Annotated in this window: 24 protein-coding genes and 1 tRNA gene; 18 read left to right on the top strand and 7 right to left on the bottom strand. The window is 57.3% G+C overall.

Going from position 1 to position 19,804, the window contains the following annotated elements:
• Positions 1–12: 12 nt before the first annotated feature.
• The 3 genes from HHJ06_RS01565 to HHJ06_RS01555 all read right to left on the bottom strand — a co-directional run bounded on the left by HHJ06_RS01565 (position 13) and on the right by HHJ06_RS01555 (position 1,431).
• Positions 13–276 carry a hypothetical protein gene (locus HHJ06_RS01565; RefSeq protein ID WP_012419340.1) on the bottom strand — a complete coding sequence of 88 codons (264 nt, stop codon included), beginning with the start codon at positions 274–276 and terminating at the stop codon, positions 13–15.
• Positions 277–355: 79 nt separating this feature from the next.
• Positions 356–988, bottom strand: a complete 633-nt coding sequence (locus HHJ06_RS01560) for a hypothetical protein (RefSeq protein ID WP_215427050.1) — start codon at positions 986–988, stop codon at positions 356–358.
• A gap of 110 nt (positions 989–1,098) precedes the next feature.
• On the bottom strand, positions 1,099–1,431 hold the full coding sequence (locus tag HHJ06_RS01555) for an HU family DNA-binding protein (RefSeq protein WP_256150996.1): 333 nt from the start codon (positions 1,429–1,431) through the stop codon (positions 1,099–1,101).
• A 189-nt stretch (positions 1,432–1,620) separates the two neighbouring features.
• Here HHJ06_RS01555 and rnhC point away from each other — a divergent pair, with 189 nt between their 5' ends.
• Positions 1,621–2,508: a ribonuclease HIII gene (gene rnhC, locus HHJ06_RS01550; RefSeq protein WP_251841370.1), complete on the top strand. Its 888-nt coding sequence runs from the start codon at positions 1,621–1,623 to the stop codon at positions 2,506–2,508.
• A gap of 1 nt (position 2,509) precedes the next feature.
• Here rnhC and HHJ06_RS01545 read toward each other — a convergent pair whose 3' ends face one another.
• Positions 2,510–3,028 (bottom strand): septal ring lytic transglycosylase RlpA family protein, encoded by a 519-nt coding sequence (locus HHJ06_RS01545; RefSeq protein ID WP_215427048.1) that lies wholly within the window; start codon positions 3,026–3,028, stop codon positions 2,510–2,512.
• Between the two features lie 199 nt (positions 3,029–3,227).
• Here HHJ06_RS01545 and HHJ06_RS01540 point away from each other — a divergent pair, with 199 nt between their 5' ends.
• From HHJ06_RS01540 to rpsP, 8 genes are all read left to right on the top strand, one after another.
• Positions 3,228–3,950: an NUDIX hydrolase gene (locus HHJ06_RS01540; RefSeq protein WP_215427047.1), complete on the top strand. Its 723-nt coding sequence runs from the start codon at positions 3,228–3,230 to the stop codon at positions 3,948–3,950.
• Positions 3,951–4,070: 120 nt separating this feature from the next.
• On the top strand, positions 4,071–4,667 hold the full coding sequence (gene trmB / locus HHJ06_RS01535; RefSeq protein WP_215427046.1) for a tRNA (guanosine(46)-N7)-methyltransferase TrmB: 597 nt from the start codon (positions 4,071–4,073) through the stop codon (positions 4,665–4,667).
• Between the two features lie 5 nt (positions 4,668–4,672).
• On the top strand, positions 4,673–5,806 hold the full coding sequence (gene tgt / locus HHJ06_RS01530; protein ID WP_215427045.1) for a tRNA guanosine(34) transglycosylase Tgt: 1,134 nt from the start codon (positions 4,673–4,675) through the stop codon (positions 5,804–5,806).
• 56 nt (positions 5,807–5,862) lie between these two features.
• Positions 5,863–6,129: a preprotein translocase subunit YajC gene (gene yajC, locus HHJ06_RS01525; RefSeq protein ID WP_251841369.1), complete on the top strand. Its 267-nt coding sequence runs from the start codon at positions 5,863–5,865 to the stop codon at positions 6,127–6,129.
• 110 nt (positions 6,130–6,239) lie between these two features.
• On the top strand, positions 6,240–7,091 hold the full coding sequence (locus HHJ06_RS01520; protein ID WP_215427043.1) for an EF-hand domain-containing protein: 852 nt from the start codon (positions 6,240–6,242) through the stop codon (positions 7,089–7,091).
• A gap of 14 nt (positions 7,092–7,105) precedes the next feature.
• Positions 7,106–8,005: a tyrosine recombinase XerC gene (locus HHJ06_RS01515; protein ID WP_251841368.1), complete on the top strand. Its 900-nt coding sequence runs from the start codon at positions 7,106–7,108 to the stop codon at positions 8,003–8,005.
• Positions 8,006–8,021: 16 nt separating this feature from the next.
• Positions 8,022–8,648 (top strand): LysE family translocator, encoded by a 627-nt coding sequence (locus HHJ06_RS01510; RefSeq protein ID WP_215427042.1) that lies wholly within the window; start codon positions 8,022–8,024, stop codon positions 8,646–8,648.
• A 166-nt stretch (positions 8,649–8,814) separates the two neighbouring features.
• Complete coding sequence (gene rpsP, locus HHJ06_RS01505; RefSeq protein WP_102712343.1) at positions 8,815–9,057, top strand: 30S ribosomal protein S16; 243 nt, start codon at positions 8,815–8,817, stop codon at positions 9,055–9,057.
• A gap of 161 nt (positions 9,058–9,218) precedes the next feature.
• Here the strand turns inward: rpsP and HHJ06_RS01500 are convergent, their stop codons facing one another.
• Positions 9,219–9,749 (bottom strand): shikimate kinase, encoded by a 531-nt coding sequence (locus tag HHJ06_RS01500; RefSeq protein ID WP_215427041.1) that lies wholly within the window; start codon positions 9,747–9,749, stop codon positions 9,219–9,221.
• A gap of 240 nt (positions 9,750–9,989) precedes the next feature.
• Here HHJ06_RS01500 and HHJ06_RS01495 point away from each other — a divergent pair, with 240 nt between their 5' ends.
• From HHJ06_RS01495 to HHJ06_RS01460, 8 genes are all read left to right on the top strand, one after another.
• Entirely contained in the window at positions 9,990–11,036 is a 1,047-nt protein-coding gene (locus HHJ06_RS01495; protein WP_215427336.1) for an L-threonylcarbamoyladenylate synthase, read from the top strand.
• Positions 11,037–11,091: 55 nt separating this feature from the next.
• Positions 11,092–11,436, top strand: a complete 345-nt coding sequence (locus HHJ06_RS01490; protein WP_215427040.1) for a histidine triad nucleotide-binding protein — start codon at positions 11,092–11,094, stop codon at positions 11,434–11,436.
• Positions 11,437–11,554: 118 nt separating this feature from the next.
• Positions 11,555–12,046 carry a YceD family protein gene (locus HHJ06_RS01485; RefSeq protein WP_146016576.1) on the top strand — a complete coding sequence of 164 codons (492 nt, stop codon included), beginning with the start codon at positions 11,555–11,557 and terminating at the stop codon, positions 12,044–12,046.
• 23 nt (positions 12,047–12,069) lie between these two features.
• Positions 12,070–12,261, top strand: coding sequence for a 50S ribosomal protein L32 (rpmF, locus tag HHJ06_RS01480; RefSeq protein ID WP_012419324.1), 192 nt, complete (start codon positions 12,070–12,072; stop codon positions 12,259–12,261).
• Between the two features lie 148 nt (positions 12,262–12,409).
• Positions 12,410–13,459, top strand: coding sequence for a phosphate acyltransferase PlsX (gene plsX / locus HHJ06_RS01475; RefSeq protein ID WP_215427039.1), 1,050 nt, complete (start codon positions 12,410–12,412; stop codon positions 13,457–13,459).
• Between the two features lie 6 nt (positions 13,460–13,465).
• Complete coding sequence (locus HHJ06_RS01470) at positions 13,466–15,226, top strand: HD family phosphohydrolase (protein ID WP_215427038.1); 1,761 nt, start codon at positions 13,466–13,468, stop codon at positions 15,224–15,226.
• Positions 15,210–15,695, top strand: coding sequence for an rRNA maturation RNase YbeY (ybeY, locus tag HHJ06_RS01465; RefSeq protein ID WP_215427037.1), 486 nt, complete (start codon positions 15,210–15,212; stop codon positions 15,693–15,695). Before HHJ06_RS01470 ends, ybeY begins: the two co-directional genes overlap by 17 nt.
• A gap of 80 nt (positions 15,696–15,775) precedes the next feature.
• Positions 15,776–15,852 (top strand) — tRNA-Arg (locus HHJ06_RS01460).
• A gap of 260 nt (positions 15,853–16,112) precedes the next feature.
• On the opposite strand, the gene HHJ06_RS01455 is transcribed toward HHJ06_RS01460, so the two are convergent.
• Both HHJ06_RS01455 and HHJ06_RS01450 read right to left on the bottom strand, forming a co-directional pair.
• Complete coding sequence (locus HHJ06_RS01455; protein ID WP_215427036.1) at positions 16,113–16,739, bottom strand: hypothetical protein; 627 nt, start codon at positions 16,737–16,739, stop codon at positions 16,113–16,115.
• A gap of 102 nt (positions 16,740–16,841) precedes the next feature.
• Positions 16,842–17,186: a hypothetical protein gene (locus tag HHJ06_RS01450; RefSeq protein ID WP_215427035.1), complete on the bottom strand. Its 345-nt coding sequence runs from the start codon at positions 17,184–17,186 to the stop codon at positions 16,842–16,844.
• A gap of 436 nt (positions 17,187–17,622) precedes the next feature.
• Between HHJ06_RS01450 and HHJ06_RS01445 the strand changes: the two genes are divergently transcribed.
• Positions 17,623–19,695: a thioredoxin-like domain-containing protein gene (locus HHJ06_RS01445; RefSeq protein ID WP_215427034.1), complete on the top strand. Its 2,073-nt coding sequence runs from the start codon at positions 17,623–17,625 to the stop codon at positions 19,693–19,695.
• The last annotated feature ends 109 nt before the right edge of the window (positions 19,696–19,804 follow it).

Raw genomic sequence — 19,804 nt, 5'->3', positions numbered from 1 at the left:
GTTGTCCTGCCGTCAATAATCGGCAGGCGGTACAAAAATGCAACGGTAAACTTCGTTGCCGTCATGAAAGATTTGCACCATGACACGTTCAGGTGTTCTTTTGACGCAGTAGGAGTCGTGTTCCTCCGGGATGGGGGGCGCGTAACGGCGCGTGCTGCGGCGGGCAAAGACATGCTGGCGGAATACTCCCACGACGGCATGATTGCTCATTTTGACAATGGTATAGTAGTCGCTGGTAGGCAGGGTGATGGAAGGAGGAACGTCTTTGGCACTCACGGGCTGGATTATAGATGGCGGCTGAAAACAATGTCGAACCTGAAATGTGGCATGGGACCACGTCCGGAACGGTGTGGACCTAGTCCGTCCGCCCCATCATTTCCCGGGTTTCCTGGATGGTGCGCGCCTGGGCCTGCCGTGCGCTCATGATGGAGGGCTGTTCAAAGCTTTGCCGCCTGGCTTCAATGTCCTTGTTGACGGTGCGGCCCAGGTGTTTGTCCGCGTCTTTCCAGGAACGGCCCTCAAAGTCGGATTTCTGGGTGGCGTATTGTTTGGACGCATCCTGCCAGGAATGGGTATTTACCCCTTTGGCGTGGGCGATGAAGTCAGGGGTATCCACTTTGCCATCCGTGAAGGATTTGACGCCGTCCCATTTTTTGGTTTCAAATTTGGTGGCGGCTCCGTCAAATTTCTTTTTTTCAAAGGCAGTGGTTTCAAAAGCCTTTTTTTCAATCTGGGACGTATCTCCGTTGTAACGGAGCCCTTCAAAGGAGCTCCGCTTCTGGGAGACCATGGTGGTGTTGCCCTCCTTGTCCGTCTGCTGGCCGAAGCCGCCGGCGAATTTTGCTTCCAGCGCGTCCATCAGCTCCGCATCCGTTTTGGGGGAATCCGGACGCTGTTTGGGCTGCATGCTCGTCGTCACCGTACGTTCGGTAGCGCAGGAGCAGAGCCCGGCGGCGGCGATCAGGAGAATGTGCTGTATCCGGAACATGCTCACGGTTTCCTATTTTCACGATTGCCGCGCAAATTGCAAACAAAAAGGCGCCTCCATTGCTGAATGGAGGCGCCCGGAGTAATTTGTCTGGTTCCTGCGGGGGAAGGTTACTTGGAAGCGGTCAGCTTGGCGACCTGGTCCTTCAGTTCCTTGCCTACCTTGAACTTGACGACGGAACGGGCGGGAATCGGCACGTCCTGGTCAGGATTCTTGGGATTGCGGCCTACTTTGGGCTTCACTTCCTTCACCTGGAAGGTTCCGAAGTTGCGAATCACCACACGGTCACCTTCCGCAAGTGTGCTGGAGATAATGTCCACGGCACGTTGTACGATGTCGAACACTTCAATCTGGGTGAAGTTGGTTTCGGCGCTGATCTTGTTAACGAGGTCTCGTTTTGTTAATGTTTTAGCCATATGGAGTGCAGAATGATATGAATGTATGAGTTTTATAGTTCAGCGTCCGTGATTTGTCTCCTAAAAAATCATATAATCCGTGGCATGCTTGATTTTTGCGTCCGCAACCGCGCGATGCGAGGATTTTGCTTGACCGGAGCGGTTTGAATGCTTCCATTATTCGCCGCCGGACGCTCCGGCGCCGGGAGGGAGGATATGCGCACCACATTTACAACCATGCTGACTGACGCTCAGGCCGGAAGGCTTGAGGCCATTCTGGAGGGAAAGGGGTTTGAAAAAAGGGAGGTGCCTTACGCGCGCTTTTCCTTTGCAGGACCCTCCCTGCTGGCGACGGTTTACGAGAAGAAGAATAAGCTCCTTCTTCAGGGGAAGGGAACGGACGAGTTTATAGAGTTTACTCTGGAGCCGCAGGTAACGGGCATTCTGTCCCTCCCTGCGGAAGCGGAGGAGGAGGGAGGAAAAACGGGAGCCCATTTCGGCATTGATGAAAGCGGCAAGGGGGATTACTTCGGCCCGCTGGTGGTGGCCGGAGTTTATGTGGACGGCCGCATCAGCGCCGCGCTGCGCAAGCTGGGCGTCTGCGACAGCAAGCTGGTGGGCTCCTCCGCCAGAATCCGTTCCCTGGCGGAAGGGATACGCAAGGTTCCGGGCATCCGGTTCCATCTGGTAAGCATAGGCCCGGAACGTTACAACCAGCTTTATCCGGAGTTCAGGAATTTGAACCGTTTTCTGGCCTGGGGCCATGCTACGGTGATTGAAGGGCTGGCGGCCAAGGTGCCGGACTGCCCCATGGCGCTGAGCGACCAGTTTGCCAATCCGTTTGTCCTGAAAAGGGCGCTGGCGGCCAAAAAGCTGTCCATCCGGCTGGAACAGCGCGTCCGGGCGGAAAGTGATGTGGCGGTGGCTGCTGCGTCCATTCTGGCGCGTGAACGTTTTGTGAACTGGATGGACGCGGCCGGCGAGGCTGCAGGCATGAAGCTGCCGCTGGGCGCCTCCGGCCAGGTGGTGAAGGCCGCCCGCCAGCTGGTGGCCGTGCACGGGGAGGAGATGCTGCCGAAGGTGGCCAAGATGCATTTCAAGACCACGCAGAACGTGCTGAAGTGAGTCAGGCCGGCGTGGCGTAGGGCGGCGCTTCCCGCTTCCATTTGCCGTCTCCCACGGAAAGAACGGTGATTCTGACGCGGTCCAGCCCGTGGTGTTTCATGTCCAGCCGTTCCGCGGCTTTTTCACTCAGGTCAATAAGGCGGTTTTTGATGAAGGGGCCGCGGTCGTTGACGCGGACTTTCACGGTTTTCCCCGTGCGCAGGGATTGGACGAGCACCTCGCAGGGGAGGGGCAGGGTGGGGTGCGCCGCGTGCAGGTGCCAGGGGCGCACGTTTTCTCCAATGGCCGTTTCCCCGCTGACGAGTCCCCACAGGGCGCATTCGTTATAGTGGGAGGCAATGCCCGTTTGTTCATAGGACAGGGCCTGCTCCACGCTCATGGGGTGGTAGCGGTGGCCCCGGATGGTGTAGGGACGGGTCATGTAGCCGGGGTAGTCCCGGCTTTTGGGGGAGGAGGAGCAGGCTGCCAGCCATAACAGCCCGGCCAGCATGGCCGCTCCGCTGATGATGCCCGTGCGCATAGGTTATATATGGACGGGAATACGGCGGATTGCAAGACGCTGACGCGTTTTCCCTTCCGGGGAAAAGGCTTCTCCGAAGGGCCGGAGCGGCACGCCGCGGACTTTCAGGATCAGGTTTTGATTTTGGTTGACTTGACTGGGCCGCTTGCGTAGCGTTGGTGCGATTCTGGGAACTTACTACAATAATATAGATAACATAATGAGCAGACAGGCATTTTATCCGCATCTCTCAGTGGATTGTGTGTTGATCGGGTTCGATGAGGAAGGGCTGAAGGTCCTTCTGGTTGAAAAGACGCATGTCGAACCGGGCCATACCGGCGCTATTTCCAAGCTGCCCGGTGATTTGATTTATGAGGATGAAGAGCTGGACGCCGCGGCACGCCGCATCCTGTTTGACATGACGGGCATGTCTTCTCCCCATTTGGAGCAGTTTCATACCTTCGGCGCTCCGGCGCGCATCAAGAACCCGGCGGACCGGGAGTGGGTGGAGGCCGTCTCCGGCCAGAAGATCGGCCGTCTGGTGACGGTGGCGTATATGGCCATGCTGAGGATTTCCACCAAGCTGCGCAAATTGATGGAGAGCCACAAGACCCGCTGGGTGCCGGTGGACGGGCTTCCGGAACTGGCGTTTGACCACCGGGACATTATTGATCTGGCCCTGGAGAGGATACGCTCTTCCGTGAAGAAGGAGCCCGCGCTGATTTACGACATGCTGCCCGCCAAGTTTACGGCGCTCCAGCTCAGGAGGCTGAATGAGGAGATTCACGGCAAACCGATGGACGTGCGCAATTTCCATAAGAAGATCGCCTCCCGGCCCTACATCGTCCCCCTGGATGAGAAGGAGGAGGGGGTGGCCCACCGGGCGGCGCGCTATTACCGTTTTGACCGCAAGATTTACAACCGCCTTTATTACCGGAGCTGAGGCTGTCCCGGCGCGGTGATTCCGTCTCTCCGGGCCTCTTCCCGCCATGTTTGCGGGGAGGGGCTCTTCTCATTTGACAGAGTCCGTTTTGTAACGCATCTTATGCGCACGTTGATTCCCATGACAAATCCGGCCTTTATCCCAGACGATTTTTTCAAGGCGCTGGCGCCCTCCGATATTTTTGGCGCGGACGGACCGTTTGAGGTGGATCTGGGCTGCGGGGACGGAGGGTTCCTGCTCCAGATGGCGGCCCATTATCCGGAACGCCGTTTTCTGGGCATTGAGCGGCTGCTGGGCCGGGTGCGGGGCGTCTGCTCTCGTGCGGTAGCCCGGGAACTGGAAAACGTAAAGGTGCTCCGGGTGGAGAGCCGCTATTTTCTGGAGTGGCTGATGCGGCCGGGGTGCATTTCCAGGCTGCATTACCTGTGCCCGGACCCGTGGCCCAAGGAAAGGCACCATAAGAACCGCCTGGTACAGGATGATTTTCTGCCCGTGCTGCACCGTTCCCTGGCTGACGGCGGGGAGTTCCTGTTCAAGACGGACCATGAAGAGTATTTCCAGTGGGTGCTGGACCATGTGGAGCGCAGCGGCCTGTTCAGCCGCGCAGGCTGGGATGAAGACGAGTTTTTTTACCCCAAAACGGATTTCCAGCTTCAATGGGAGTCCATGGGGAAACCGATTTACCGCTCCCGTTTCATTAAATTGCAGAAAGCCTGATTACCATGCCTTTTACACTTCACCAGAAAGACTCCACCACAGCCGCACGCCTGGGCACGCTTGATTTGCCCCATGGACAGGTGCCCACTCCTATTTTCATGCCGGTGGGAACGCAGGGTTCCGTCAAGACCATGCATCCGCAGGATCTGGAATCCCTGGGAGCGAAGATCATCCTGGGGAATACCTACCATTTGTCCCTGCGTCCCGGGTCCTCCCTGATACGGGAGATGGGAGGCCTGCATCGGTTTTCCTCCTGGAACCGCCCCATTCTGACGGATTCCGGCGGCTTCCAGGTCTGGTCCCTGGCCAAACTCCGCAAGATTACGGAGGAAGGGGTGCGGTTCCAGAACCATCTGGACGGCGCGTACATGATGCTGAGCCCGGAGCGTTCCATGGAGATTCAGGCGGACCTGGGCAGTGACATCGCCATGCTGTTTGACGAGTGTCCCCCCTATCCCTGCGACAGGAAGTACGCGGAGGCCTCCCTGGGCTACACGCTCCGTTGGGCGCGCCGCTGCAAGGATTGGGTGCGGGAACACGAGCCCCGTTCCGGGGAGGGGCGCCAGCACCATTTCGGCATTGTGCAGGGGTCCGTTTATGCGGATTTGAGGAAAAGGTGCGCGGAGGAACTGGCTGCCATGGATTTTGACGGTTATGCCATCGGCGGGGTTTCCGTGGGCGAGCCTGAGGAGGAGATGCTGCGCGCCATTGACCATTCCGCCCCCTGGCTGCCGGAGGACAAGCCGCGTTACGCCATGGGGCTGGGCACGCCCCCTCAGCTTCTGGAGATGATCGCCCGCGGCGTGGACATGTTCGACTGCGTGATGCCCACGCGCCTGGCGCGCCACGGCGTGGCCCTGACTCCGGACGGCCCCATGCATATCAAGAACCAGCGCTGGGCCGCGGATTCCCGACCGATCGACCCGGAAGGGCATCCGCATGTCACACAATTCTCCCGCGCTTACGTGCGCCATCTGTTTAAAGCCGGTGAAATACTCGCTTTAAGATTGCTTTCTTTCCAGAATCTGGAATTCTATCTGCGGCTGATGGCTCAGGCGCGTGAGGCCATAGCCGCCGGCACGTTCGGCTCCTTCAAGGATTCATTCATCGCGCGATACAAAGCAAATAACATTTTATGAATATCTTCATGTTAGCACAGGCCCAGGATGCCGCCGTCGGACAGGAATCTGGAAATATGTTCCAGCAGATCCTCAGCAGCCCCATGTTCATGTTTGTGATTATCATCGTCCTGTTCTGGGTGATGCTGATCCGTCCGCAGCGGAAAGCCCAGAAGGAACAGCAGGCGCGCATCGCGGCCCTGCAGCGCGGGGACCAGGTGATCACGAACGCGGGCCTGCACGGTTTTGTGGAAAAAGTGAATGACCGCACCGTTTCCCTCAAGATTGCGGAAGGCGTGGTGGTTGAAATGGAAAAGAACGCCATCGTTCAGGTGGAGAAATAAGGTCTTCACCCTTTCCATACGTTTTCAGCATCCGCCCGTGTCGCCCGACGGCAGGGGCGGATGTTTATTTTTGAAACCGTCTTTTTCCGGCGGGGTTAATAAGAATGACCATGAGATTGCCCCACACTTTTATTATATCGTGCTCCGCTGCGCTGGCGTTCGGTTTTCCGCCGCTTGCGGCAGGGCAGTCCGTGGCTTCCGGAGACCGCCAGGAGGCTGAGGCGGTGCCCAGGCCCGGTCTGGAATTCCTGCAGGTAACCCTTCTGGTCCGCCAGATGGTTCTGGACCGGTATGACGGTACCGGAACCGGCATCCTTTCCGGGCAGGACAAGGCCCGGCTGGTGGAGGATGCGCGCGCTGCGCGCAGGGAGGCCAGGAAGAAATTCGTGATGCAGTTTGACAAGGACGGGGACGGAAAGCTTTCCCCGGAGGAGTATAAGGCCTTCCGGGAGCATGTGGAAAAACGCCGCGGCGCCCGCAAGCCGGATGCCGGAACGGGTAAGCGGAGCGAGCTTCCTCCGCCACCGCCCCCCGGCAGTGAGCCGGGAACGCCCATAATGGAAGTCGTTCCCCTGGTGGAAATCCGGACTCCGGGGCAGAAGCGCTTCATGGTGGCTCCCGGCCTGTTTCTGCTGACCAGGAACATGCTGCTGGAGAAGTATGACGCTAACGGAAACGGCCGCATTGATCCGGAGGAGCACGCGGCCGTCATGAAGGATGCGGCAGCCCTGTACCGGGCTAAAATGAAGGAAATGATGGACCTTTACGATCTGGACCAGGATGGAGTGCTCAGCCCGGTGGAGAGGGAGCAGGCCCTGGCGGACAGCCATCAGGACAATCCCCTGTATGCCATGGAGGAACCGGACGATATTGACTTGTTCATCCGGGCGAATATCAGTGAAGTGCTGCTGAGGGAGGCTCCGGTGGATACCGGGGAGGAGAAGGATAAAAGTACGGAATAACTTGATTCTTTATCATGGAGCAGCCTCTGGAACCGGAACAGGGCTTCCTGCAATATCTGGAGGTGGAGAAGCAGGCTTCTCCCCACACGGTGGAGGTGTATGCCCGCGCGCTGCGCCAGTTCCGGACCTGGGCGGACGGTTCGTTCACGGGGTGGAAAAGCTGCACGCCGGACCAGATGAGGGACTGGCTGTTCCAGGAGCTGAAGGATGAGGCCGCCACGGCCTCCATCCGCCTGCGCTTTGCCGCCCTGCGCAGTTTTTACCGGTTCATGATGCGCCGCCACGGATTGGAAGCCAGCCCGATGACGGGCGTCTCCCTCCCCAGGAAAAAGAAGAACCTGCCCGTTTTCCTGACGCTTAACCAGATGCTGGAATTGCTGGAGCTTCCGTACAAGGTGCCCGTGCCCCCCAATGCCCCCGCCTGGCTCCCCTACCGTGACGCGGCCATTCTGGAACTTTTTTATTCCTGCGGCATGCGCCTGAGCGAGTTGGTGGGGCTGGACGTGAACAGTGTGGACCACCGCTTCCGGGGAGTGCGGGTGATGGGGAAGGGACGCAAGGAACGCATCCTGCCTGTGGGCGCGCCCGCACTGGCGGCTCTGGAAACCTATGCTTCCATGGCCTGCCTGCCGAAGGATTCCCCCCTGTTTGTTTCCCGCATAGGCACCAGGCTCAGTGCGCGCGCCGTGCAGATGATGCTGGACAAGTATGTGAAGCTCTCCTCCATTCCCTTTACCATTTCCCCCCACAAGATCAGGCATACGTTCGCCACGCATATCCTGGATGCCGGGGCTGACCTGCGCTCCGTGCAGGAACTGCTGGGGCATGCCTCCCTGTCCACCACGCAGATTTACACCCACGTGACGCGGGCCCGGATGGCGGAGGTTTACAGGCAGGCGCATCCCAGGGCGTAAGGACCGTTTTTATCCCATGACGGAAGAACTCATATTTGCAGGCATTCTGCTGCTCTCCCAGGCGTCTCCCGGCCCGGACCAGGCCTTTGTCACCCGGAGCACGCTGGCCTACGGCTTCGGCGCCGGAGTCATGGCCGCTCTGGGCATAGGGACGGGGGTGATCGCCCATGCGGCGCTGGCGTGCACGGTGGGGGCGTCCGTTTTTCACAGTTCCCTGGGGCTGGTGCTGTTCTGCGCCGCCTCCTGCTGGATGCTGTATCTGGCGTGGAAGATATGGCCGCGGGGAGGGAAAGGAGCCATCACCGCGGGGGAAGGCGTTCCCGCGGCTTCCGGCATTTACCGGGATGCCCTGGTGACCAATCTGATGAATCCCAAGGCCACGTTCTTTTTCGTGGCGCTGTCCGCCCCGCTGCTGGAAAAAAATCATGACCCCTCGTATGCCCTGTTGATCGGAGCGTTGATCGTAGTGACGGGAACGGCGGGATGGATTCTGTGGGCGCTTATTTTCCGCTGGCGTCCCATCCGCTCCTTTTATGACCGGCATGCGGGAAAGGTGGATGGCGTGCTGTCTCTTGTGCTGGCGGGCTTCGGCCTCAGCATGCTTTACTCTTTCGGGCGCATGGCGGTGGAAAGTTTTTCCTGACCGGGGGAGGGGCGGAACGGCTTTTTTACCGGAAAAACAACTCTGGTGTTGACAATGACTCCATTATATCGCATACATCTGCACCCGCTATGGGAAGCTGAACGCGCACGCATGCGAGTGACAAGGCGCGCAAGTTCCCCATTAACACCTTTTACTTATAATTGATATGGCAGTAGCAATCAGACTCAACCGTCAGGGTTCCAAGGACCGTCCTTACTATAAAATCGTAGTTGTCGACAGCCGTGCTCGTCGTGACGGCCGTTACATCGAACAAGTGGGTTCCTATGATCCCATGAAGGAAGGCGTGAACTACACCATCGACCTGGAAAAGGTTGACAAGTGGCTTTCCAATGGCGCCCAGCCCTCCGAAACGGTGAATTCCATGATCCGCAAGGCCCGCAAGGCCTGAGTCCGGTTCCTTACCAGTTTTTCCTGAAGGCGTTCCTCTGGCGGGGACCGCCTTTTGTTGTTTCTTGCGCGGCGGGTAGCGGTAGCCTAGGGAGCAGAGCGCGGATGGGGAAGGCCGGGGCAGGGACAAGCTGCGCTTATTCGCCGAAAAAGCGGAGTGCGTTATCTCTGGCGGGAACGGAATACTCTGGCGGATTCCAGAATGCCGAAGGCTATCTCATGAATGTGGAGATTGGCCGTATCAATGGTCAGGTGCGCCGTCTGCTGGTAAAAGTCACGCCGCTCTTCCATGAGGCGGGCCAGTACGGCCTTCGGGTTGGGCTGCTGGAGCAGGGGGCGGTTGGTGCAGCGGGAAATGCGCTGGTACAGCGTATTTACGTCCGTATGAAGCCAGACGACGAAGCCCAGCTTTTTCAGCAGGTTCCGGTTTTCCGGCCTGATGGTGATGCCGCCCCCGGTGGAGATGATGCGGCTCTGCCTGGTTGCGGTCTGCATCTGGCGGAGGACTCCGGTTTCCAAATCACGGAAATGTGATTCTCCGTGAGTCTTGAAAATCTGCGGGATGCTCATCCCCGTCTGCCGCTCGATCACTTGGTCCGTATCCGTGAAACGGAGGCCCGTCTCCCGGTGAAGTTCCTTCCCGATGGTTGTTTTGCCGCACCCCATCAGCCCGATCAGGATGATGTTTGGCAAGGATGTTGGCGCGGCCTCCTTCATGGCCTGATTGTACTCAATCCGGGTGCTTGAGAAAACAACTTTTTAGCCGTATGGCCTTTTCCGGTTTGGGGTGAAAGAGGAATGGAGCCTTCTGGAGGAGCGTGGACCGGCGCGCGGGCCCGTAATGCCGCGCTTCCGCATCATTTGGCAGGCTTCCGCCTTCGGGAAACCATGTCTTACTTGACGCAGGAGCTTCCTTCAGGCAAGGATAAGGCCATGCAAACCGAATTGTTCGAGGTAGACCCCCTGTCAGACAACCGCAAACTTTATGTCCGTGCGGCGGAAGCGCTGGCGGCGGGAGCTCTGGTGGGAATTCCCACGGAGACCGTATACGGCCTGGGAGCCGATGCCTTGAACCCGGAAGCGGTGGCCAGGATTTTTGAAGCCAAGGGGCGCCCTTCTTTTGATCCGCTGATCATTCACGTGCATCATGGAAAGGAAGTGGATAAATATACCGCCATTCCGGAAGAATTGAAGGAGCTGGTGCATACGCTGGCGTCCAAATTCTGGCCGGGGCCGCTGACGATGGTATTGCCGAAGGCGGATATCATCCCTGACATTGTGACCAGCGGCCTTCCGACGGTGGCCGTGCGCGTGAGCGCGCATCCCGCCATGCGCGGAGTGGCTAAGGCGCTGGGGCGTCCCGTGGCTGCGCCCAGCGCCAACCGCTTCGGGCATATCAGCCCTACCTCCGCCTCTGCCGTGCAGAAGGAGCTGGACGGGCGCATAGAAATGATTCTGGATGCCGGCGCCTGCTCCGAAGGGCTGGAAAGCACCATTGTGCGTCCCATGCTTGACGAGAAGGGGAAGCCTGCGCTGGAACTGCTGCGTGAAGGGCCCGTGACCCGGGAACAGTTCCGGAACCTGGTAAAGGTGGTGCGCCGCAAGCCTTCCGCCCGCCCTGTTTCGGAAGAAGCCCCGGCGGATGCTCCGGGACAGCTCGGCAGCCACTATGCGCCGCGCAAGCCCATGATGCTGCTGGAGCCCGGCGACGAATTCGTGCCCGCGGAAGGGGTGCGGTACGGGTTGCTCTCCTATGAGGGGACGTCTGAACTGGCCCAGGAAGGGAATTGGGCGGAGGTGGTGGCCATGAGCCCCGGCAGCGGACGCCTGGCGGAGGCCGCCGTGCGCCTGTTTGCCCTGATGAGGCAGATGGATGAAAATGAGGGCATTGACGTCATTGTGGCGGAGGCCGTTCCGGAAGCGGGACTGGGCCGCGCCATCATGGACCGCCTGCGCCGCGCCTCCGCCGCCAGGGAATGACTTGCCCCCTGTTCCCGGAATATGCTAAAACCATTCCGAACCTTTCTTTGATTTTATGGCCGCCACGCTATTTGAAAAAATCTGTTCCGGGGACATCCCCGCGGACATTGTTTACCAGGATGAACAGTGCGTCTGTTTCCGGGATATCAGCCCCCAGGCGCCGGAACATCTCCTGCTGGTTCCGCGCAAGCCCATTCCCCGGCTTTCCGAGGCAGGGGAGGAAGACGGCGCCCTGCTGGGCCACATGATGCTGGCCGCCGGGCGCATTGCCAGGAGCCTGGGCCTGGACGGGAACGGCTTCCGCCTGGTCATCAACAACGGGCCGGATGCCGGGGAAGCGGTGCCCCATCTGCACATGCACCTGCTGGCGGGCCGCAAGCTGGAATGGCCTCCCGGTTAGGCCCGGGCCGGATTGGAAGAGGCGCGGGGAAAGGGGCTGTGTCATCCCTCCCCCCTTTCCGTGAATGGTGCCGCCCTGTCTGCTTGTCAGGCGCGGGGTGTGCCTGTAAGATGCGGTCATGAAAAGATTGCTGGTAGAGCTTGAGAACTTGCCGGAAGCGGGGAAGAAATACAGCGGTGAGCTGGATTCCGAAATCTTCGGCATCGACGATGAAGAGGTCAATTCCATTGGGCCTCTTGCTTTTGACCTGTACGTGCAGAGGTTTGAGAACGAATTATTCGTGAGGGGCAATATTTCCGCCCCGTTCAAATTCCGCTGCGTGCGGTGTCTGGGCTACTTTGACTACGTGGTGGAGGTAAATGAATTTGCCGCTTCTTTTGAAATTGATTCACAGAGTGTTGTGGATGTTTCAGACTCCATGCGCGAGGAAATAGTTCTGGATTTTCCGGCGTACCCGAAATGTGCGGACGGGGGCATGGAAAACGACTGTATGGCGAAAACTCCATATTTTGGGGTGGACAAAGAGGGGGTAACGGGTGTAAACAGTTCTGCCCCGAGCAAGAATAGTGGCGTGTGGGACGCCCTCAATGAGCTGGGGGATCATCATTAATCACCTTTTTACCAACTAAAATTATGGCAGCACCTAAGCGCAGAACGTCCAAGATGAAGCAGCGTACCCGCCTTGCCGCGCAGGCATGGCGCGCTCCGAAGCTCCGCAAGTGCCAGAATTGCGGCAGCAGCACCCCCGGTCATACCGCCTGCCCCAATTGCGGTACGTATACGACCCGTTCCGGCAAGGAAATCGTGGTGAAGGCGGAAGCGTAAGCTCCGCAGGCGCCGCATTTGCCTTGAAAAGTATCGCCGTAATCCGGCGTTATCATATTGACTCTCCAGCCGCTTTTGCTCCGCAAAGCGGCTGAACTTGCTTGAAGCGGGCTGTTTTTTCTGTTAACACACTTCTCCAACAGATACTATGAAGATTGCACTGGATGTGATGGGCGGCGACAATGCGCCTGATATTAACCTGGACGGGGCAAAGCGGGCCCTGCAGGATTTTCCTCTCATTGAAAAAATCTACCTGGTGGGGAGGGAAGAGGTGGTGCGTGATTCCTGTGACCGCTGGAACCTTTCCGGTCCGCGTGTGGAAATCGTTCCCGCTGCGGAAGTGGTGGAAATGAATGAATCCGGCCTGCTGGCGGTGAGGCAGAAGAAAAACTCCTCCATGTCCGTCTCCGTGGACCTGGTCAAGTCCGGAGACGCGGACGCCGTGGTCAGCGCGGGCAACACGGGCGCGGCCGTAGCGGCGGCCACCATCAAGCTCAGGCTGCTCAACGGTGTGGAACGCGCGGGAATCGTGACCCAGCTTCCCAATGAATTCGGCGTTTGCAATGTGACGGATACCGGAGCCAACCCGGAGGCCAAGCCCCGGCATCTGGTGGGCTACGCCGTCATGGCCAGTATCCTGGCCCGTTCCGTTTACGGCAAGCCGATGCCCAAGGTAGGGGTCATGAGCAATGGCTCCGAGGATGAAAAGGGAACGGACTTTACCAAGGGAACTTTCTGTCTGTTGAAGCATCTGGAGGAGCGCGGCGCGCTCCCTTTCAAATTTGTGGGCAATGTGGAGGGCCACGATCTCTTTGAGCATGAAATAGACGTGGCGCTGACGGACGGTTTTACCGGAAACGTGCTTCTGAAAACTTGCGAGGCCACCGCCAAGGCGTTCGGCAAGTGGCTGAAGGAGGAACTTCAGGCGAATCCGCTCCGCATGATGGGAGCCGCCTGCGCTTCCGGCGCATTCCGCGCCATGAAAGCGCGCCTTTCCGCCGACTCCGTGGGGGGCAGTCCCCTGCTGGGCGTCCGGGGCGTGACCATCATCGCCCACGGGAGCTCCTCTCCCGCCGCCATCCGCAATGCCCTGAGAGTCTCCATGGAGATGGTGCAGCAGGGTGTCAATCCCCTCATTGAAGAGGAGATGGACAGGCTGGGCCCCATTCCGGAGGTCTCCGAAGTGTACCCTAAATAATCAACCATGTTTCATTTTCTGAAAAAACATGCCGCAGCAGCGGTAAAAGACGGAAAAACCGCGGAAGAGGCTTCTTCCGCGCCACGCTCTCCGGGAGACCGCCTGGACTCCAACGTGGCGGTATCCGCGGGCCTGTGCATTCTGGTCTTCATCATCCTGCAGTGGATGGGCAGTTACAGCCCCCATTGGGGGAAATCCCTGTGGCACAATGTATCTGAAGCCTTCCTGCTCTTCTCCGTAACGCTGGCGCTGATGCCCATGTACTGGCTCTGCGCCGGATCCCTGCGGAAAAAGAACAAAACCTTTGTCGTCACCTGGGGGGCTATTCTGCTTCAGCTCCTCTTCTTTGGCCTTATCCGCCATGTGACGGCCAACATTACGTCGGACATAGGCAACGAACTCCTGTACCTGCCTTACATGATGGCCCCGCTGATTGTGACCGTGCTGCTGGGACCGCTGCTGGGCATGTTCGCTACCATCGCCATCTGCATGCTTGGCGGATTCTTCATCCTGCCGGCGCAATACGTGCCGGAAAAACAGGTCCAGTTCTGGATATTGAGCTCCCTGTCCGGCATGCTCACGGTGCTGCTCACCCATAATCTGAGAAACCGGGCGCAATTGCTGCGGGCCGGCTTCTTTGTGGGACTCCTGATCATGGTTCTGTGCTGCATCATGGGGGTCATCAACCTCCAGGCCTGGGACTACAACCTGGTGGGCGTGCTGGTGTGCCTGGCTGTGGCTTTTGGCGTGAGCATGCTGACCAGTGTGCTGATCAGCGGCGTGCTGCCCATCATTGAGGGCGTCTTTAAAATCATCACGCCCATTTCCTGGCTGGAAATGGCGGACATGAACCGCCCGCTCATGAAGCGGCTGCAAATGGAAGCTCCGGGAACCTTCCACCACTGCCTGATGGTCGCCCAGCTGGCGGAAGCGGCGGCGGAAGCCATCGGCGCCAACCCCATTGAATGCAGGGTGGCCGCCTACTACCATGACATCGGCAAGATGCAGAACCCCCTTTACTTCATTGAAAACATCATGGATGGCCCCAATCCCCATGATGAACTGACGCCCAGCATGAGCGCCCGCATCATCATTGACCACGTCCATGACGGGGTGGAACTGGCCAGGGCGAACAACCTTCCGCGGCCGCTGGTGGACGTCATTGAACAGCACCACGGCACGTCCCTGGCCTACTTCTTCTACAGGAAGGCCCTTCAATACCGGGATGAAATCCTGGGCAGGGTGGAAAGCGGGCTGGCCTCTCCGGACGATGTGCCGGAAGTGGTGGAATCCAACTTCCGCTACAAGGGGCCCAATCCCCAAAGCAAGGAAACGGGAATCGTCAGCCTGGCGGACATTGTGGAAAGCGCCACGCGCTCCATGGGGAAAATCTCCTGTGAGGAAATGCAGAAGAGGGTGGATGAACTCCTGAAGCAGCGGGTGGTGGACGGCCATCTGGACGACTGCGGGCTCACCTTCGGGGACCTCAAGAAAATCCGCAACAGCTTCATTCAGACGCTGAAAAGCATTCATCACAACCGCATTGCCTATCCTTCCCACAATCCGGAGGCAAAAATTGACAAACCCGTGCTTCCCCCGGCGGAAGCAAAGGAAGAAGACCGGAAGCCGGAGAAGGAGGAACAGGAAGGCAAAGCGGTTCCGGAAATCATGGAACTGCCTGATACCGGCGCCGGGAATGCGGAAAAGTCCGGAAAAGGGGATGAAAAGGACGGGACGGATACGGAGAAAAATGAGACCGCATCTTGAACTCTACGACCATCTGGAAGAGGGGTGCCTCAGCCCGTCCGTAACGGAAGCCCTGAACAGCGCCCTGGAGGCCTGCCTCCCCGCCGTGCTGGCGCTGCCTGAAGGCCCCGTGCCCGTCCTCTCCGGCCTGCACGAGGTGGAAATAAGCGTGGTGGACGATGAAGCCATCCGGGACGTGCATGCCCGTTTTCTGAATGATCCCACGGTGACGGACGTTATCACCTTCCCCCACGGAGACGGGATGGGTGAAATCATCGTCAGCTATGATACCGCCATCCGGCAGGCGGCGGAATTCAAGGAGCCGGTATACAGGGAGCTGTTCCGGTACATGGTGCACGGCCTGCTCCACCTGCACGGCTACATTGACACGGAGCCGGAGGAAAGGGAACGCATGTTCTCCCGGCAGGAACCGCTGGTGCATGAATTCGGGGTTGCCCTGGCTGGCATGTCTACCCCGGACAACCGTTGACACGGCAGCTGAAAGAGTTCTTTTAAAAGATACGGGCTTGCCAAGCCGAGATATTCTTTGTTAATCTCTTCCCGCATTATGCGTCCATAGCTCAGTTGGATAGAGCAACTGCCTTCTAAGCAGTGGGTCACTGGTTCGAATCCAGTTGGACGTGCCATTTTCCGGAACCCCGTATTCCTTCAGGAATAACGGGGTTCTTTCATGTGGTGAAGCATATATTTCATCCGGAGAAGGATTCCTGGAGACACGCTGGAACGCGTCCGGGCAGTGGGGAATGGCCGGATGAACGCCGTGCGGGGATGGAAACGGAGCAGGCGTCAGGACAACAGCTTCCCGGAAATGCACGGTCATCCTGCCGGTACATCTTCAATGGGCATGTATCCGGAAGAGGGGGGGCTTGGCGTCTGGAATACTCCCCTATTCGGCCTGCCGGGCGCAGGCCTCTGCCGTTCTGGTAAATCCGGGAAGCGGGGCAGGCCGAACATATTCATCCTGAACGAGGACATTGACGCACAGTTCCAGAATTTTATGCATGCCGTACTGGGGAAGGTCAATGTCCGGATGGCGTTCCTGGAACTTGTGGACAATGGACATTTCCGTCTCGGAGAAACTCACGGGAATGGTATTGGAGAGCTGGATATTCCAGGGCTGTTCTTCACTCATCAGCTTGTCGATGAAAAGGGACTGGGTGACGGGAATGCTGCCGCGCGCGGCAAACCAGGTGTGCACGGTACGGATGGAAACCCGGCATTGTTCCGCCAGCCAGTGGCGCGTCTTACCGTGGGCACGGAGCCATTCCTTGATTTTAAGCTTTTTCGGATCGCATTCTTCCGTAGCGGAAGGAGCGTTCAAATCCGGGTCGGAAACAAGGTCCGGGATGATATGGGCAAGCGCTTTTTTAGTATTGGCCGATATCTTGCGGACGCTCATTTGTGCGTAAAACGTCTGTGGCCGGATTCCTATCTCCTCCGCCAGCTGGTAGGACTTGCGGTTCTGGCATTGCAGCCATTCCTTGACCATGGTGCGTATATCGTCGTCAGACATGAATTTGTGCAGGTTGAATAATGAAGAAAAGATAGGGGAAAGGCGCTTGGAACGCCATATTCTCTTTCCTTGGGACTGTTCCGGGATGTGGAATCCTGCTTTTCAGCTTCTGCTCTTGATGCTGGAAAGCGCATCCAGGGCTTCACTGGCCCATTCCGGAACGGTCAAACCGTGGCGTTCGGCTTCATTTCTGAACTTTTCATACTTCTGAGGAGTAACTGGAACATAAATGCTGTTGGGATTCTTCGTCTGCGCCAGACGTGCATGTTTGGCGTATTCCTCTTTCATGATCCTGATGATGAGGCGTTGTCGTGCTGGAGGAATAGGAACGGTGGAGAGCCATTTATCAACCTGGCTCTTGCTGACGCCGCAGAGATCGGCAAACTCGTCTCGGGTCATTTTCGTAAGGGCGAGAAACTTCCTGATGCTGGACTTAATTTCATCCATGAGCGCATTTTTCGCATTCAGAAAAATCTAGCAAGCCATTTTTGGCATATTTTCTATTTTAGAAAATAATATTGTCTTTGTGTATCCTAAAAGGTAAATCGTTTTTCCTAAATCCAATGAAACTCAAAAAAGTATGAATGTTAGAAACCCATGTTTTCTTATTCTATACAAAAAACTTAATGCTTAATATTTTTCTTTCTCCATGGCCTTTTCACCATTGTTTCCGGAGAAGGAAGCACGGTTCATCGGGGTGTTATCCGTCTATCTTCCTCTATTGGCTTGACTCAGCACGATTCAGGCGTACGGTATTATCATGTTAAATTCCTCTTTATTTGCCTTGGGGTGTTCCGCTCTTTTTGTGATGTCTGCGGGAATGCCTTTGCTGGCTGCTTCTCCTGAAAAAAAGGAAAATAAAACAGCCGCTCCGGCGGAGGCCTTGCCCACGCTTTCCCTGGAAGGGTTGCCGGAGGTATGGCTGCAGGGAGCGCCCGTAAAGGAGTGGGAAAAAGACAAGGTGTATATCTTCGAATTCTGGGCTACCTGGTGCGGGCCGTGCCTTGCTGCAATGCCCCATATGGAACAGCTCCACCAGGCATTCAAAGATAATCCGCGCATGCAGATTATCGGGGTCAATGTCATGGACAGGAAGACCCCGGAGGTGCTGAAGGAATTCATCAAGAACCGTCCTGCTCCCTTGAACTATACCATGGCGGTGGATGTGGATGGGAAGAAAACCAGGGAGAAATGGCTGGAACCTCTGAAAGTAAACGGCATTCCCCACGCCTTTGCCGTTAAAAATGGCCGGCTCATCTGGCGGGGGCATCCCTCACAGCTTTCGGAAAAAACCATGCAGGCCATGCTGAAACCGGATTTTTCCGCAGCTTCGCTTGCGGCGAAAGGGCCGGATGCGGGCGCTCGTGAGTGGCAGCATTATCGTGAGACGTCGCAAAAGGTGCGTGAGCTTGTGGAAAAGGACGGGAAGCTGGGAGCCCAGGCATTGTTGAAGCAGGTTCAGGATTCCGGAAAATTCCCGCAGGACCAGGTAATTCAACTGAAAATGATTCCGTTCCTCGTGCTGGCGGAACAGGGCAAATTTGAGGAAGCCCAGTCGGTACTGAGTGATGTAAGCAGGGAATACCCGGACGATTACCGTGTGCAGATTGATATAGCCGGAACCCTGATGGAGGGAAAATCAGTGCCTGCCGGCAAGATGGATGCCGCTCTGGTGGAGCGGTGCCTGAACCGCTGTATTGAAATCTCAAGGAAATCCAACAAGGAAGCGTCCCTGCCATGGCGTATGATGGCGGAACTCCGGGAGCGGCAGGGAAACATGAAAGAAGCGCTTCAGGATATGGAGAAAGCACTTTCCCTGACCTCCATCAGCAGGGCGTGGACGAAGTTGCAAAAGCTTTCCGGCACTACGGAAACATTCCAATCCCTGATGAACCAGGCTGTGGCGGAAATTAAGCCGGAACCTCTGCGGAAAAAGCAGGTTCTGGGCCCGGTGCAGGAAGACGAGCAATACACGCCCCTTTTCAGCAAGCTGGACTGGGTCAACCATCCCGCACTGACGGGGCTGCCTTCCGGCAAAACCGTATTCATCAGCTTCTGGAGATGGTCTCCGGCGCAGGGCGGCCTGTGGAGCGACGGAGCTCCGGGGAGAGCGCTTGATGTAGTCCTGAAAAAATACGGCCTTCTGGATCATCCGGGGGTTAAGGCCGTGGTGCTGGATGTGATCCCGTCGGACAAAAAGCAGGTGAAGGAATACCTGGACAGTCCGGAAGGGTGGACCGCCTATCCCGTCGGTGTTCCATCGGATGATTCGGTGGCGGAGCTTTTTGAATCCCTCAAGCTTGACTCATTCCCGGCGGCTGCCGTCATCCGTGACGGAACGCTGCTGTGGGCTGGTGAAATTAAAAGGATGCCCGAGTGGGTGGCGGAAACGGCCCGGAGGGACTCTTTTGACAAAAATCAATTTGCGGAAGAGGAGGCGAAGCGCAAGGCCCGGCAGCAGGCCATGCAGGCGGTCATCAAAAAATCCTTTGAACTGCGCCGGGACAAGAAATTTGACGAGTACAAAAAGCTGATTGAGGAAAACGCCGAGCGATTTGCCGACGACGGATGGTTTGCGTCTACAGTGGCCGAAATTCAGGCGGGGGAAGCCTGGAAGGAAAAGGACTACCAAAAAGTGGCGGATATCATAGACCAGGTGCTGAAGCGTTTTCCAAAGGAAGACTCTCTGGCTTCTTATCTCCTGAAAATCCTGAATGGGTCGGATGAAATGCGTGGATACAACTACCAAGCGGCCCGGCATGCTCTCCAGATCATGAAAGACTCCAATACGCGGGATGACGGCGGTTATAATGCGGCCTGCTATGAAGTCATGATGAACATGGCGGTGAAGAAAAAAGACTATGCCCAGGCTAAAAAGGACGCTCTGAATGCACTCCGGGAATTGCCCCTCATGCATCAATACGCGGCCATGAAGAAAAAACAGGCGGAAGCTTAAGACTTCTGAAACGTTTGGGCCCCTTTCGTCTTGAAAGGGGCCTTTTCCGTGAAAAAAGAGAAAAATGTAATACGTTAAGAATCAATAATATTTAGAATGTTGAAAAAAA

It is taken from the genome of Akkermansia muciniphila (assembly GCF_018709685.1).
Classification (GTDB): Bacteria; Verrucomicrobiota; Verrucomicrobiia; order Verrucomicrobiales; family Akkermansiaceae; genus Akkermansia; species Akkermansia muciniphila_E.
Note: the sequence above shows the minus strand (reverse complement) of the source record. Positions and strands in the feature narration are given on the sequence as shown.

What these genes read in the sequence shown, in the direction of transcription:
- HHJ06_RS01560 (WP_215427050.1), bottom strand. Translation starts at nt 988, where the DNA reads ATGTTCCGGATACAGCACATTCTCCTGATCGCCGCCGCCGGGCTCTGC.
- rnhC (WP_251841370.1), top strand. Translation starts at nt 1,621, where the DNA reads ATGCTGACTGACGCTCAGGCCGGAAGGCTTGAGGCCATTCTGGAGGGA.
- HHJ06_RS01545 (WP_215427048.1), bottom strand. Translation starts at nt 3,028, where the DNA reads ATGCGCACGGGCATCATCAGCGGAGCGGCCATGCTGGCCGGGCTGTTA.
- HHJ06_RS01540 (WP_215427047.1), top strand. Translation starts at nt 3,228, where the DNA reads ATGAGCAGACAGGCATTTTATCCGCATCTCTCAGTGGATTGTGTGTTG.
- trmB (WP_215427046.1), top strand. Translation starts at nt 4,071, where the DNA reads ATGACAAATCCGGCCTTTATCCCAGACGATTTTTTCAAGGCGCTGGCG.
- tgt (WP_215427045.1), top strand. Translation starts at nt 4,673, where the DNA reads ATGCCTTTTACACTTCACCAGAAAGACTCCACCACAGCCGCACGCCTG.
- yajC (WP_251841369.1), top strand. Translation starts at nt 5,863, where the DNA reads ATGTTCCAGCAGATCCTCAGCAGCCCCATGTTCATGTTTGTGATTATC.
- HHJ06_RS01520 (WP_215427043.1), top strand. Translation starts at nt 6,240, where the DNA reads ATGAGATTGCCCCACACTTTTATTATATCGTGCTCCGCTGCGCTGGCG.
- HHJ06_RS01515 (WP_251841368.1), top strand. Translation starts at nt 7,106, where the DNA reads ATGGAGCAGCCTCTGGAACCGGAACAGGGCTTCCTGCAATATCTGGAG.
- HHJ06_RS01510 (WP_215427042.1), top strand. Translation starts at nt 8,022, where the DNA reads ATGACGGAAGAACTCATATTTGCAGGCATTCTGCTGCTCTCCCAGGCG.
- rpsP (WP_102712343.1), top strand. Translation starts at nt 8,815, where the DNA reads ATGGCAGTAGCAATCAGACTCAACCGTCAGGGTTCCAAGGACCGTCCT.
- HHJ06_RS01495 (WP_215427336.1), top strand. Translation starts at nt 9,990, where the DNA reads ATGCAAACCGAATTGTTCGAGGTAGACCCCCTGTCAGACAACCGCAAA.
- HHJ06_RS01490 (WP_215427040.1), top strand. Translation starts at nt 11,092, where the DNA reads ATGGCCGCCACGCTATTTGAAAAAATCTGTTCCGGGGACATCCCCGCG.
- HHJ06_RS01485 (WP_146016576.1), top strand. Translation starts at nt 11,555, where the DNA reads ATGAAAAGATTGCTGGTAGAGCTTGAGAACTTGCCGGAAGCGGGGAAG.
- rpmF (WP_012419324.1), top strand. Translation starts at nt 12,070, where the DNA reads ATGGCAGCACCTAAGCGCAGAACGTCCAAGATGAAGCAGCGTACCCGC.
- plsX (WP_215427039.1), top strand. Translation starts at nt 12,410, where the DNA reads ATGAAGATTGCACTGGATGTGATGGGCGGCGACAATGCGCCTGATATT.
- HHJ06_RS01470 (WP_215427038.1), top strand. Translation starts at nt 13,466, where the DNA reads ATGTTTCATTTTCTGAAAAAACATGCCGCAGCAGCGGTAAAAGACGGA.
- ybeY (WP_215427037.1), top strand. Translation starts at nt 15,210, where the DNA reads ATGAGACCGCATCTTGAACTCTACGACCATCTGGAAGAGGGGTGCCTC.
- HHJ06_RS01455 (WP_215427036.1), bottom strand. Translation starts at nt 16,739, where the DNA reads ATGTCTGACGACGATATACGCACCATGGTCAAGGAATGGCTGCAATGC.
- HHJ06_RS01450 (WP_215427035.1), bottom strand. Translation starts at nt 17,186, where the DNA reads ATGGATGAAATTAAGTCCAGCATCAGGAAGTTTCTCGCCCTTACGAAA.